The 13,023-nt window shown below is 49.2% G+C and carries 13 protein-coding genes; 10 read left to right on the forward strand and 3 right to left on the reverse strand.

Features of this window, described 5'->3' with window-relative positions; translation table 11 throughout:
• Window positions 1–29: 29 nt before the first annotated feature.
• Window positions 30–1,127, reverse strand: coding sequence for a redoxin domain-containing protein (locus BCT27_RS08905; protein WP_241908541.1), 1,098 nt, complete (start codon window positions 1,125–1,127; stop codon window positions 30–32).
• 378 nt (window positions 1,128–1,505) lie between these two features.
• Between BCT27_RS08905 and BCT27_RS08910 the strand changes: the two genes are divergently transcribed.
• The gene (locus BCT27_RS08910; protein ID WP_102395587.1) at window positions 1,506–2,981 is read left to right on the forward strand and encodes an OmpA family protein; all 1,476 of its coding nucleotides are present in this window, start codon (window positions 1,506–1,508) and stop codon (window positions 2,979–2,981) included.
• A gap of 110 nt (window positions 2,982–3,091) precedes the next feature.
• Here the strand turns inward: BCT27_RS08910 and BCT27_RS08915 are convergent, their stop codons facing one another.
• The gene (locus BCT27_RS08915; RefSeq protein ID WP_102391355.1) at window positions 3,092–3,631 is read right to left on the reverse strand and encodes an isochorismatase family protein; all 540 of its coding nucleotides are present in this window, start codon (window positions 3,629–3,631) and stop codon (window positions 3,092–3,094) included.
• Window positions 3,632–3,659: 28 nt separating this feature from the next.
• Window positions 3,660–4,067 carry a GNAT family N-acetyltransferase gene (locus BCT27_RS08920; protein WP_102395588.1) on the reverse strand — a complete coding sequence of 136 codons (408 nt, stop codon included), beginning with the start codon at window positions 4,065–4,067 and terminating at the stop codon, window positions 3,660–3,662.
• A 295-nt stretch (window positions 4,068–4,362) separates the two neighbouring features.
• Between BCT27_RS08920 and BCT27_RS08925 the strand changes: the two genes are divergently transcribed.
• The 9 genes from BCT27_RS08925 (at window position 4,363) to BCT27_RS08965 (ending at window position 12,958) form a co-directional block, all read left to right on the forward strand.
• Complete coding sequence (locus tag BCT27_RS08925) at window positions 4,363–4,893, forward strand: YbhB/YbcL family Raf kinase inhibitor-like protein (RefSeq protein WP_102395589.1); 531 nt, start codon at window positions 4,363–4,365, stop codon at window positions 4,891–4,893.
• A gap of 39 nt (window positions 4,894–4,932) precedes the next feature.
• A complete protein-coding gene (locus BCT27_RS08930) occupies window positions 4,933–5,703 on the forward strand; it encodes a helix-turn-helix transcriptional regulator (RefSeq protein WP_102315430.1) in 771 nt (256 codons plus the stop codon).
• A gap of 282 nt (window positions 5,704–5,985) precedes the next feature.
• Window positions 5,986–6,420, forward strand: coding sequence for a flagellar protein FlgN (locus BCT27_RS08935; RefSeq protein ID WP_102395590.1), 435 nt, complete (start codon window positions 5,986–5,988; stop codon window positions 6,418–6,420).
• A gap of 361 nt (window positions 6,421–6,781) precedes the next feature.
• Entirely contained in the window at window positions 6,782–7,201 is a 420-nt protein-coding gene (gene rbsD / locus BCT27_RS08940; protein WP_102395591.1) for a D-ribose pyranase, read from the forward strand.
• A gap of 22 nt (window positions 7,202–7,223) precedes the next feature.
• The gene (gene rbsA, locus BCT27_RS08945; RefSeq protein ID WP_102395592.1) at window positions 7,224–8,729 is read left to right on the forward strand and encodes a ribose ABC transporter ATP-binding protein RbsA; all 1,506 of its coding nucleotides are present in this window, start codon (window positions 7,224–7,226) and stop codon (window positions 8,727–8,729) included.
• Window positions 8,726–9,712: a ribose ABC transporter permease gene (gene rbsC, locus BCT27_RS08950; RefSeq protein ID WP_102395593.1), complete on the forward strand. Its 987-nt coding sequence runs from the start codon at window positions 8,726–8,728 to the stop codon at window positions 9,710–9,712. The genes rbsA and rbsC overlap by 4 nt, the downstream gene beginning before the upstream one ends.
• 110 nt (window positions 9,713–9,822) lie before the next feature.
• Window positions 9,823–10,704 carry a ribose ABC transporter substrate-binding protein RbsB gene (gene rbsB / locus BCT27_RS08955; RefSeq protein WP_102318729.1) on the forward strand — a complete coding sequence of 294 codons (882 nt, stop codon included), beginning with the start codon at window positions 9,823–9,825 and terminating at the stop codon, window positions 10,702–10,704.
• A gap of 307 nt (window positions 10,705–11,011) precedes the next feature.
• A complete protein-coding gene (gene rbsK, locus BCT27_RS08960) occupies window positions 11,012–11,938 on the forward strand; it encodes a ribokinase (RefSeq protein WP_102395594.1) in 927 nt (308 codons plus the stop codon).
• A 12-nt stretch (window positions 11,939–11,950) separates the two neighbouring features.
• The gene (locus BCT27_RS08965; protein ID WP_102395595.1) at window positions 11,951–12,958 is read left to right on the forward strand and encodes a substrate-binding domain-containing protein; all 1,008 of its coding nucleotides are present in this window, start codon (window positions 11,951–11,953) and stop codon (window positions 12,956–12,958) included.
• Window positions 12,959–13,023: the final 65 nt, after the last annotated feature.

Consider the following 13,023-nt stretch of genomic DNA (forward strand, 5'->3'; position numbering starts at 1 on the left):
AACAAGATCCAACCTCCGAGGAAGGAAAACTACGCATCGTTTGTTTCGATAAACTGTCGATTCTCTTCTCGAATCGCGGCGGCGGCATCATCATACAAGAATGGAAGAAACGCGTACCGCGAGCCTTTTGTCACCTTCTTTGCTTCGTGCAGTAGTGAGCACGAGAACACGCATGCCCCCCCTGCTGGCACAACATACCGCTGGCGACCAAACTCGGGAAAGCTGAGTTCGCCACCTTCGTATTCATCCGTATTGAGGTTTATCGATACCGCAAAGCGTCGATGTGCCGTGCCTTTGGTCGTGTTGTCGCGGTGGGCGCGAAAATGCCCAGAAGTCGCGCTGTCATAGCAAGCAACGATATATCGCTCGATTCGTGTGGTACTAAACTGAAAGGCTTTTTGAATCTCAGGTAATAAACGAAATTTCATCCGCATCATGCACGCTTCTCGCAGTTGTTTATCGTCGATCACCTCATCACTTCGTCGCTTGTGTTTGTGGTTTTCAACGTAAACCGTCTTGCCACCAATCTCCTGCATGTAACCAGACTCTTTACCGCCCCTCTCATCGTAGAATTTGATTAACTCTCGGCAAAAGGCAGGTTCAAAAACGCGAGGAACAATTAACACGGGAGCTGGAATATCAGCGATGGTGCTAGGCTTCATCGTCGGTAAGCTCGACAACACCGAGAGCACCTTAGCAACATGCATTTCGCCAAACTGCGTCGATGACACCGCAATATTCGCAACAATACGAAGGCGTTCATCCAGCACGTAAGTTTGTGGCAATGGCGTTCCTTGTGCGTTCACCGCACCATACTTCGCACTCACCAACTTATTGAAATCTTGAAACAGATGCACACCCAAAGTGCGCCCATCGAAATGAGGCTCCGAACCGTCATTCTGGTCGGTTGTTACGCCAAAGAATGAACACGAAAAGGCATCGAACGTATCTTCAAACTGAAAAAAGGCATCCACGGTTTTTCGGCACATGTCCTGTGTGAGAGAACCGAAAAAATGCAGAACAATATAGCGCCCTGCAACCGTATGAAATTTGAATTTAGGGCTTTGCGGAGAGCGGCATTCAAACCATGGTGCAGGCTCGCCAAGCCTCGGCTTTTTTATATCCATAACCAATAAACCTAGATGCGAATCGAAGCTGACTACACCACGCATCATTGCCGTCCAAGTAGGTAAACTCGATTGGGCAACAAAGCGCGAAGCATGTGTATCTGCGTACTCTATTCAACTAGGCGGATAAAATCTGTCTGAGGCTTGAGAGTGGAAGGCAAAGAGGGAAAAGAAGCGTATATACAACGGTAATGAGAGTCCCTGAGCCATCATTGAATTTAAGACTGCCAACATTCGAGTCACCCACTCGATTGACAGCATTCAGGCGACTTTCTAGCATCCTAGTTCAGTCAAAGGAAGATAAAACAAAACACGCTCACGAACCCATACCGAATACGTGAGTGAGACTCAGTTTGGCGATATAAAGGAATATGTATCATGCACGTTTATCACCACAGAAAACCATTCATTGAATGGTTACACATAGTCACTTTGACCACCATGTCTCTCTTCTTCTGTGGATTTGCAGTCGCAGAAAGCACATCGCTTTTCTCCGCGCTTCCAGAAACTAAAAAGCCCAAACGAGATGACCGTCACTTCACCTACTACCCCTTGGTTGTGAGCATAAATAAAAAGGGCATCACAACTCAGGATGTTGGCGGCAAACTTGATCGTTTTGGCTACAAATTACCCACCAACTACGAACCGTCATTCGCGGTAAACAACTACAAAGCACAAATTGAAAAGCTAGGTGGCGAGATCGTATTTGAGTGCGAAAAGGAAGCCTGTGGGGATATTAAAGCCCTGATCAACGTGGTTCGTCCTGAAGACCATATTTCCAAAGATCTAACGTCGATGCTTACCGCAAAAATCCAAACTGAAGATAAGACGCTCTTCATTTCCGTGTATTCATCCCGCTGGAAAAATGGAGGCGGACTGCAGCTTGATATCCTCGAAGAAATCCCAGAACCCTTAGATTTAGTCGTTGTAAACCCAAACTACCTCAGCGAAGAACGTGTCCCTAAAGTGTTCAAAGATATGTCAAAAAAAGACATTAAAAACACGTCTGACCACCCCATGGTTGAGCGACTACCTGGCGCTTACATTCAAAAATATCAACAACATGACTTCGGCCAAAGCGATGTAATGGTAAATATTGATGAAAAGAAAAACCTCATCGCACGCAATCTTGAGGGCCGTATCACGGACATTGGTTATAAGCTACCGCGTACCTATTCCGAGTATGAAGTGAACGCGAACTATGCTGCTGCATTGCGCAAACTCGGCTTTACAAAAATGTTTAGTTGTCACGGCATTCAATGCGGGAAAGATGACACACTACAAAAGACACTCAACACCCTGATCAATATCGGCAATGATGAAAGTCAATTCTATTCGCTCTACCATCTAGATCGCTCAGAGGGCACTGTTCATGCCATGGTGTATATCACAGGTTTTCAAAGAGGCTTATGGGCGGAGCTTCGTATCATTGAGGAAACAGCGTTAAACGATGAAAGGTTAGTGATTGACCTAGAAGGCTTAACCAACAAAATTGAGCAATCTGGACACGTCGCCCTTGATGGTCTTTTATTTGAGTTCGACCGCGACACCTTACTTCCCGAAGCTCATGTGGTGGTAGAAACGCTCGCGACCTATTTGAAAAACAAACCCAATCGACGCTTCTACATCGTCGGTCACACAGACGATCAAGGCAGCCAAGCGTACAACCAAAACCTTGCTGAAAAACGCGCAAAACGCGTGGTGGACATACTCACTGAAAAACACACCATTCCCGCACATCAGCTCACCCCAAAAGGTGTGGGTGAATACTCGCCTGTTGGGAATAACCTTACCGACGAGGGGAAGAAGCAAAACCGACGCGTTGAATTGGTGCTGCGCTCTGACGAAAAGTAGGAAGAGAAAAGCAAATATGCCTGTCGCTTTCGCGTAACAATGAAAAAGAGCCGTATTTCTCGGCCCTTTTTCATTTGCTGATCGATGGATCTTAGCGTTGGTTAAACCACTTACTTCACCAACCCAAGCACTGTTTTGAATCCATCGGCTCGGCAATCTTCCACAAGCTCATAAAGGCACATTTCAAGGCCTGTGATGCCGATACCTTTAGAGGAAAGCTTTGAGATAGCGAGGTGTGTATTTTCTGGGGCGCGAGAAGAAACACAATCTTGAACCAGCTCAACCGTGCAGCCGAGTTGGTGCAAATGTTGGGCGGTTTGGTATACACAGATGTGCGCTTCGATGCCGCAAATGAGCCAAGTGGTCACATTGGCGTGTTTTATCGCTTCAAGAAAAGCGGGGGCTTTGCAGGCGTCAAAGGTGAACTTAGGAATGGCGGGGTTACCCGTTAACAGCGCTTGAAGCTCATCAACTGTCGAACCAAGTCGCTCAGGGTTCTGCTCGACCAAAACAATCGGTAAACCCAAGGCTTGGGCGCCTTTTACCAGCTTCACGGTGTTGGCGATCAGTACGTCGCTGTCATGCACCAATCGTGCGAGCTTGCCTTGTACATCAACGACAATCAGGCCTGTGTTTTCGCGGTCTAGCATTGGCTTGCCCTTCTCTTTCGTTGTTCTGTTATCGACAGTTAATGCCCATGAATTTTTGGCTGGTTGAGAACCCATGTCTCTCATACAAAGCATGGGCGTCGTCAGTAGCAAGCATCATGAGCTGCCCTTTCCAACGCGCGTCATTCACTACGGTATCAACCAACCATTTCCCTAATCCTTTACCTCGATAATCCGGGTCAACAATCACATCCGCCACATACGCAAAGGTGCTGTAATCCGTTACGACACGAGCAAAGCCCACAAAGTAGTCGTTATCACACAGAGAAAAACATTCAGAATGCTTAATTGACCGCGCAATGGTGTCGATATCTCGATCATGTGCCCAGTAAGATCCTGCGAGCAGTGCCTTCAACCGTATAACATCAACCTTATTTTCATCATTGCTGATCGAAAACCCTTCCCTGTTGTTGGTCATCCCTTTCCTTCTAATTTCAATGCTGTACGAGCCTGAAAAAACCATACCAGAAACGATGAATTAAGTGCGTGTTTCCAGCCTATTTACCGCACTATCATGCAGAATCTGCCGAGGGCTTAACGAAAAACCGCATGAGAAAAATCACTCTCACCGAAGATAAATGTCGGTCAACATTTCAAGAAATAACCATAAGGCTCAAATAAGACATTATAATGTCAACATTGAGTCTCTATGTTCATTTGAACGTATAGCTTCTTCATACACTGGTTCTCGTTCACTTACTGAGGGAAGCATGATGAAAACAACACTATTGGTTGCACTGCTTGCAGCGACGTCTTTTACAAGTTCCGCGATGACACTCACCAGCCAAGATATTCAAGAAGGCTCTCGCATGGCAAATACGTTTGCCTATAACGGTTTTGGCTGCACGGGAGACAACCTTTCCCCGCAGTTAAGCTGGAGCGATGCGCCCGAAGGCACCAAGAGCTTTGCCATCACCGCATTTGACCCTGATGCACCAACGGGCAGCGGTTGGTGGCACTGGGTCGCTTTAGATGTTCCTGCATCCACACTCAGCGTAAAGCGCGGTGCGTCAGGCGACATTAAAGGTGCGAAAGAAATGAGTAACGATTATGGCGCGACAGGTTTTGGCGGCGCATGTCCGCCAAAAGGTCATGGCATGCACCGTTACCAGTTCACTGTATGGGCGTTGCCAACTGAAACGCTAGGTCTGCCAGAAAAGCCGTCGAACGCACTCATTGGCTATATGCTAAATAGTTCTGCACTCGACAAAGCCACACTCACGGCAACGTTTGTCACTGAGTAAACCGACCAAAAACGAAAACAGGTAACGAGACGGAAACGTATGACGAAACTTTTGGTGCAGACTGGCCAATTTCGAGGCACACAACGCCAACCCCTTCGGAATGTGCTGATTCATGCACCCACCATTGTTTGGGTGCATCGCGGTCACAAGCAATTGTGGTGGCATGATGCACCCCACCGTTATACACCGTCAGACTGGCTGGTTGTGCCAGCCAGTCATTACCTGACCTTTGTGAACGAACCCGACCAAACCCAGTTTTATTCGCGCACCATGACGTTTCATGAAGCGCCTCCGTCAGAATGGATTCAAGAGTCAGCAGAAAAGGCACTTCACGCTGAACCGCGCGTGCAGGTTACACCGCAACTGGATTATTGCTTCAACGCCTTGTTTGATATGTCAGAGAAAGCCCTCTCACACGATACACAACGGCAGTTTTTATTGGGTTTCTATGCCGAACTCAAGCATGTGGGTGCATTGCATTTATTGTTCCCTGGGGAAAGGAAAAGTGTGCGGGAGCGTTTGGCCAGTTATCTCAGCATCAATCCTGGCGACGCACACCACATCGAAACCGTCGCCAACCACTTTTCGATGAGTCGCGCGACCATGGTGCGTCGGCTGAATGCTGAAAGCACCTCGTTCCGCCAAGTGCTCACGCATGTAAGAATGAATTACGCCCTGAGTTTGATGCAGTCATCCCGATCGCAATTGGATGTTGCACTCACGTGTGGCTACCAATCTGAAGCACGATTTTCCAGCCGATTCAAACAAGAGTTCGGCCTCACACCTCGTCAGTATCTTAAAACGCTCTAGGGTCAACAGACGCTAAAAACATGGTTTATTGATGCAAGTTGGCATTTCTGGTTTTTTCCCCTCGAATTTATATTGATAGTTCGAGTACAACTCTGGGTCTATACTTAAATGTATAACAGAACACCCGCAATACATTGGACGCCTCTCAACGCGATGGATTCGCGCCACTACTCGCTAGCAAGACTGTTTTGCTGCGCAACGTCTCAGGCCTAACCTCTTTGGCGACCGTCAAATTGTATGACGCTAAATGAGCTAAACAGGCACTGAGCATAAGGAACAACCATGGAATCAGCCGCACCTCAACGCATTCAGTATTTTCTTCGTTCAATGAGTAACGACGTTAAAGCCTACAACAAACTGCTGTCTCTATTGAAACAACAAAAAAGCCTTTATACCGAACGCGACGGCAAAGCGAATGAAGCGAACATCCGTCTTCAAGCGCCACTTCTTCAACAACTGCGCCGCACCTCCAAAGAACGTATGGAGTGTTTAATCTCGTTAGGCTTACCCGCCAATGAAGACGGCGTGGCGCAACTAATGCGCGAGCTACCAGAAAAGATTGCCGCACAAGCAAACCTTCAGTGGACCAGTCTTCATCAGTTAATTCTTGAGTGCCAAGAGTACAGTGCAAATTCCGGACACGAGTCTGCTACCTTCCACGAACTCGCGCGTCAAATGACACAAACAGACACACCGCAACAGGCTAGCCCACTCTGATTTTTAAAGCCCGTGACGACCACGGGCTTTTTCATTTGCCCCTGATGACCATCTTCGAACGTTACTGTTTACCGAGACCAACAACGTGTGTCATGTGCTTTGACTGTTTCCCTCTATCTCTCTCTTTTTGCCCTCGCCACTAATGACCAGTTAGTGAATTAGCTCAAATTCAGCACGCAACATCGCCCCAAATAGCCGATCAAAATCACAACCATAAACGTGAAACAAGACTCATCGAAACGTTTCGATTACTGTTGGCGAAACGTTTCGATGACACCTAAATGACGCTGTGCCTTGATGTCTTTACCCAAGAAGAAAGACGACACGTCATCACAAATAACCGACATAACAAGGTTAAAAAATGAAAAAAAGTACCCTACTGAACGCTGACATTGCCTACCTCACTGGCACCCTTGGTCATACCGATGAAGTGACCATTTGCGATGCTGGCTTGCCGATCCCTGAACATGTTCAGCGTATTGATTTGGCGCTCACCCATGGCGTTCCGAGCTTCTTAAACACCGTGCGTGTTTACCTGACGGACTCACAGATTGAAGGCGTGATCATGGCTGAAGAGTTCGCCTCTGTAAGCCCTGAATGCCACCAAGCATTGCTAGAAGAGCTCAAGCAGGAAGAACAGCGCTGCGGCAAAGCCTTCTCCATCCAATACGTTTCCCATGAAATATTTAAACAACGTACCGACAACAGTCGTGCCGTGATCCGCACTGGCGAATGCACCCCTTACGCCAATGTGATTTTCCAAACGGGTGTGGTGTTTTAATCCAACGTTCTGAGGACGAAATATGACTCAAGCAATCTTGCAGCTGAACGAGATAGAAAAAGCCTTCCCCGGCGTGAAAGCGCTGGATAAGGCAAGTTTGAATGTCTATCCCGGTCGCGTTATGGCGTTAATGGGCGAAAATGGCGCAGGAAAATCCACGCTGATGAAAGCGCTGACAGGTATCCATGCACTGGATGGCGGCAGTATTCATTACCAAGGTCAACCTGTGGCATTTAAAGGCCCGCGAGATTCTCAGCTCGCGGGGATCAGCATCATCCACCAAGAGCTGAACTTGATCCCTCAACTGACCATTGCCGAGAACATCTTCCTTGGCCGCGAATTCACCAGCAAATTTGGTCGTGTTGAATGGGACAAGATGTATGCCGAAGCGGATAAGCTCCTTGCCCGGCTAAACGTGAAGCACAGTGCCAAAACCTTGTTAGGTGATTTGTCGCTGGGCGAGCAGCAAATGGTGGAAATCGCCAAGGCGCTATCGTTCGATTCAAACGTGATCATCATGGACGAACCGACCGATGCGCTGACGGACACCGAAACCGAATCGCTGTTTAGCGTGATCAATGAGCTTCGCGACCAAGGCTGCGGGATTGTTTATATCTCCCACCGATTAAAAGAAATTTTCACCATTTGTGACGACGTCACGGTATTGCGCGACGGCCGCTTCATTGGCGAATGCCAAGTGGCTGACATCGACGAAGATCAGCTCATCGAAATGATGGTGGGCAGAAAGCTCGACGAACAATACCCGCGTATCGAAGCCACCCATGGTGAGACCAGCTTAGAAGTCATCAGTGTCTCTGGCGTTGGGATCAACGACGTGAGCTTCACGCTCAAACGCGGCGAAATTCTTGGCGTGTCGGGCTTGATGGGTGCAGGCCGCACTGAATTGATGAAAGCCATTTATGGCGCAAAACCCCTTCACAGCGGCGACATCAAACTCAACGGCAAATTCATCAATCCGATTAGCCCGCGCGATGGCCTTGCCAACGGTATTGCGTATATCTCAGAAGACCGCAAAGGCGACGGCTTAATCCTCGGCCTTTCCGTCAAAGAAAACATGTCGTTATGCACCCTCGACACACTGAGCAACGGCATGCAAATCCGTCACGGTGACGAAGTGATTGCCGTCGACGATTTCATCAAATTATTCAATATTAAAACCCCGAGTCGCGAACAGTTGATTGGCAACCTATCCGGGGGCAATCAGCAAAAAGTCGCCATCGCCAAAGGCTTAATGACCAAGCCACATGTTCTGATCCTCGATGAACCCACCCGCGGCGTAGACGTTGGGGCAAAAAAAGAAATCTACCAATTAATCAATAAATTCAAAGCCGACGGCATGAGCATCATCCTTGTTTCTTCTGATATGCCAGAAGTGCTCGGCATGAGCGACCGCATTATGGTCATGCACCAAGGGCGCATTACCGGCGAATTCAACGCCAAAGACGCCGACCAAGAAACATTACTAGCCTGCGCTGTAGGTAAATACGTTAAGAAGGATGCAGCATGAGTAGCAACCCAATCGCCCAACCAAACACCCAAGACAACAGCAAAAAGCTGTTTAGCAAAGCGTGGTTGATTGAACAAAAATCTTTGATTGCCTTACTGTTTCTGATTGTTGTTGTGTCGTTTTTAAGTCCGAACTTCTTTACCGTCGACAACATTCTCAACATCCTGCGTCAAACCTCGATTAACGCCATCATTGCTGTCGGCATGACACTGGTCATCCTTACCGCAGGTATCGATCTGAGCGTTGGCTCTGTGCTCGCCTTGTGTGGTGCCTTTGCTGCCAGCTTGATTGCGATGGAAGTGCCCGTCCTGATTGCCGTGCCAACCGCCCTGTTTGCAGGTGCCGTATTGGGCGCGATCAGCGGCATTATCATCGCCAAAGGCAAGGTGCAAGCCTTCATCGCCACACTGGTTACCATGACCTTACTACGCGGTGTGACCATGGTGTACACCGAAGGTCGCCCTATCTCAACGGGCTTTACGGACACCGCTGATGCATTTGCTTGGTTCGGTACTGGCTACGCACTGGGCATTCCTGTTCCTGTCTGGTTGATGGTGATTGTGTTCGCGGCGGTGTGGTACTTGCTTAACCACACCCGTTTCGGTCGCTACATCTATGCATTAGGTGGCAACGAATCTGCAACGCGTCTTTCAGGTATCGACGTCGACAAAGTCAAAATTGGCGCGTACGCCATCTGTGGTCTGCTGGCTGCATTGGCGGGCATCATCGTGACATCTCGCCTTTCTTCCGCACAACCAACCGCTGGCATGGGCTACGAGCTTGATGCTATCGCCGCGGTCGTGCTGGGCGGCACCAGCTTAATAGGCGGTAAAGGCCGCATCATGGGTACCCTGATTGGTGCGCTGATCATCGGCTTCTTGAACAACGCCCTGAACCTGCTGGATGTGTCCTCTTACTACCAAATGATTGCCAAAGCCGTCGTGATTCTGCTGGCTGTCATGGTGGATAACAAAAACAAGTAAACCGAAAAACCCATTTTTATTGCAAGACGAAAACCCATCCAAAAACGTGTAGAAAGCGCGCTTGCCGTCCCCGCGGCAAGACGCGCAAACAAAAACTAAAGGAAAGTGACATGAAAAAACTCTCAATGCTCATCTCTGCCGCCCTACTTTCATCCACCGCTTCCATGGCAGCCCACGCGCAAGACACCATGGCGATAGTGTTATCTACCCTGAACAACCCGTTCTTCGTGACCATGAAAGACGGCGCAGAAGCCAAAGCGAAAGAATTGGGTTATGACCTGATCGTGCTTGATTCTCAAAATGACCCAAGCAAAGAACTGTCAAACGTGGAAGATTTAACGGTTCGTGGCGTGAAAGCCATCCTAATTAATCCAACAGATTCAACGGCGGTATCGAACGCAATTCGTATCGCTAACCGTTCAAACATTCCTGTGCTAACGCTTGACCGTGGTGCAGCGCGCGGAGACGTGGTGAGCCACATAGCTTCCGATAACGTGGCAGGAGGTGAAATGGCAGGCCGCTACATCATGGAGAAAGTCGGTGCCAACGCGAAGATCATCCAACTTGAAGGCATCGCAGGGACATCCGCGGCGCGTGAGCGTGGTGAAGGTTTCATGAACACCGTGAACAACAGCGACATGGAATTGCTGGCAAGCCAACCTGCGGATTTCGACCGCACAAAAGGTCTGAACGTCATGGAAAACATGCTGGCGGCAAACCCTGATGTACAAGCCGTGTTCGCACAAAATGATGAAATGGCCCTGGGTGCCCTTCGCGCTGTCCAAGCATCAGGCAAAGACGTGCTGATTGTGGGCTTTGATGGCACAGACGACGGCATTGCAGCAGTAAAACGCGGTAAGCTAGGCGCAACCATTGCACAGCAGCCAGACATGATCGGCGCAATCGGCGTTGAAACTGCTGCCAAGGTATTGAAAGGTGAAAACGTTGAAGCTTCTATTCCTGTGCCACTGAAAGTGATCACGCAGGAATAAACGCTGACGCGATATTCGAACATTCCCTCCACATAGAAAATGAAGGGAATGTTTGATTCTCGCTAAGAGCCAGAGCACCCCCCTCTAACTCCCCCCTTGAAAAGTGGGGAGGACAAAAAGCGAGAAGCGAGAAAACAGCACTGTGCTTTTAGTCCCCTCCACTTTCAATAAGAAAAATGGTCAGGGATGAGCGCGTGGCCCACGAAAGCCCAATGCTCTTTTTTATCTGATTACGTCACCGCAACAAACACATTGCTGCCGGTGACGAAGAATAACGAATAGGCGCTTGAGCGTCGGAGAACAAACAATGAATCAGTTAGTCGTACTCGGCAGTGTTAACGCAGACCATGTCCTTCAGGTGCCTTCTTTCCCGCGTCCGGGTGAAACCTTGCATGGCCGTAATTACCAAGTGATTCCTGGCGGAAAAGGCGCGAACCAAGCGGTTGCAGCGGCGCGTTTAGGCGCAGACATCGGTTTTATCGCCTGTGTGGGTGACGATGCGTTTGGCATCAACATTCGCGAGAGCTTCAAAGAAGACGGCATCGCCGTTGATGGCGTAAAAATCGAGGCTGGCACACCGACGGGTATCGCCATGATTCAAGTGTCGGATAGCGGCGAAAACAGCATTTGTATTTCTGCCGAAGCCAACGCCAAGCTCACCGCCGACGCCATCGAATCTGATCTTGAAGCGATTCGCCAAGCGCAATACCTACTCATGCAGCTTGAAACCCCAATGGACGGCATTGAACGCGCGGCGTTGGTCGCCAAAGAAAACAACACCACAGTGATCCTCAACCCGGCCCCTGCCCGCCCGTTATCCGATGAACTACTGGCGCGCGTGGACATGATCACCCCGAATGAAACCGAAGCCGAAGTGCTGACGGGCATTGCAGTGACCGATGAAGCAAGCGCCCAACAAGCCGCGGCTGTGATGCACGAGAAAGGCATTGACACCGTGATGATCACGCTCGGCGCGAAAGGTGTGTGGGTGAGTCAGCAACACGAAGCGAAAGGCCAAATCATTCCCGGTTTCCGCGTAGAAGTAACAGACACCACAGCCGCTGGCGATACCTTTAATGGCGCACTCGTCACTGGTCTATTGGAAGCAATGCCTTTAGAATCAGCGATTAAGTTTGCCCACGCTGCCGCTGCCATTTCGGTGACACGCTTTGGTGCGCAAACGTCTATTCCAAGCCGCGCAGAGGTTGATACCTTTTTGGCAGACCAGCAATAACCGGAGCATCACATGGCGACAATGAAAGACATTGCAAAGCTTGCGGGGGTCTCCACCTCCACCGTTAGCCATGTGATCAACAAAACCCGATTTGTCAGTGACGAAATTGCAGAGCGCGTTAACGGTGCAGCCAAAGAGCTGCACTATTACGCCCCTTCTGCGCTCGCACGTAGCCTCAAAATCAACCGCACAAATACCATTGGTATGCTTGTGACCACCTCCACCAACCCGTTCTTTGGTGAAGTGGTCAAAGGCGTAGAGCGCAGCTGCTACCACCTTGGCTATAACCTGATTCTTTGCAACACAGAAGGCGATGCGACCCGCATGAAAGCATCGATTGAAACCCTGATGCAAAAGCGTGTCGATGGGCTGATATTGATGTGTTCAACGCTCGAAGGTGAACAAGACGAAATTTACGATCGCATGGGCAATCTTCCCGTGGTCATAATGGATTGGGGCCCAACCTCGTTTGCGTGCGACAAAATTCAAGATAACTCGCTGCACGGCGGTTATCTCGCCACCAAACACCTCATTGATAACGGCCACACAGAGATTGGTTGTATCACAGGACCGTTGGTGAAAAGCCAAGCTCAGACCCGTTTTGAAGGCTTCAAACGCGCCATGCACGAAGCCAAGTTACCGCTCAAACCAGAATGGATCATCGAATCAGACTTCGAATGTGAGGGCGGTGCAAATGCTTTTGCACAGATGCAGCAACAAGCGCACCAACCAAGCGCCATCTTCGTCTGTAACGACATGATGGCGATGGGCGTATTGAACAGCGCCCACGAACAAGGCATTAATGTGCCAGATGATTTGTCGATCATTGGCTATGATGACATCCACATCGCCAAGTTCATGACCCCTTCTCTCACCACGGTTCACCAACCGAAATATCGACTCGGCAAAGCGGCGGTCGATGCCTTGATTGCGCGTATTGGTGACAATGACGGTGAAAAGAAAGTGGTCGAGCTGGAGCCAAGCGTTGTGGAACGTAAAACAGTGAAACCCAGATCCTAATCAAGGGCTTCTGGCTTCTTGTTTCTGGCTAAAAGGCAAAAAGGCAAAAGCTAAAAAGCCAAAAA

This window comes from Enterovibrio norvegicus, from assembly GCF_002876705.1.
Taxonomy (GTDB): Bacteria; Pseudomonadota; Gammaproteobacteria; order Enterobacterales; family Vibrionaceae; genus Enterovibrio; species Enterovibrio norvegicus_B.

Bases quoted from the DNA above. Each gene is read 5' to 3' on its own strand.
- BCT27_RS08905 (WP_241908541.1), bottom strand. From the start codon at position 1,127: ATGGATATAAAAAAGCCGAGGCTTGGCGAGCCTGCACCATGGTTTGAA.
- rbsB (WP_102318729.1), top strand. From the start codon at position 9,823: ATGAAAAAACTCTCAATGCTCATCTCTGCCGCCCTACTTTCATCCACC.
- BCT27_RS08935 (WP_102395590.1), top strand. From the start codon at position 5,986: ATGGAATCAGCCGCACCTCAACGCATTCAGTATTTTCTTCGTTCAATG.
- BCT27_RS08910 (WP_102395587.1), top strand. From the start codon at position 1,506: ATGCACGTTTATCACCACAGAAAACCATTCATTGAATGGTTACACATA.
- BCT27_RS08965 (WP_102395595.1), top strand. From the start codon at position 11,951: ATGGCGACAATGAAAGACATTGCAAAGCTTGCGGGGGTCTCCACCTCC.
- rbsA (WP_102395592.1), top strand. From the start codon at position 7,224: ATGACTCAAGCAATCTTGCAGCTGAACGAGATAGAAAAAGCCTTCCCC.
- BCT27_RS08925 (WP_102395589.1), top strand. From the start codon at position 4,363: ATGAAAACAACACTATTGGTTGCACTGCTTGCAGCGACGTCTTTTACA.
- rbsC (WP_102395593.1), top strand. From the start codon at position 8,726: ATGAGTAGCAACCCAATCGCCCAACCAAACACCCAAGACAACAGCAAA.
- BCT27_RS08930 (WP_102315430.1), top strand. From the start codon at position 4,933: ATGACGAAACTTTTGGTGCAGACTGGCCAATTTCGAGGCACACAACGC.
- BCT27_RS08915 (WP_102391355.1), bottom strand. From the start codon at position 3,631: ATGCTAGACCGCGAAAACACAGGCCTGATTGTCGTTGATGTACAAGGC.
- rbsD (WP_102395591.1), top strand. From the start codon at position 6,782: ATGAAAAAAAGTACCCTACTGAACGCTGACATTGCCTACCTCACTGGC.
- BCT27_RS08920 (WP_102395588.1), bottom strand. From the start codon at position 4,067: ATGACCAACAACAGGGAAGGGTTTTCGATCAGCAATGATGAAAATAAG.
- rbsK (WP_102395594.1), top strand. From the start codon at position 11,012: ATGAATCAGTTAGTCGTACTCGGCAGTGTTAACGCAGACCATGTCCTT.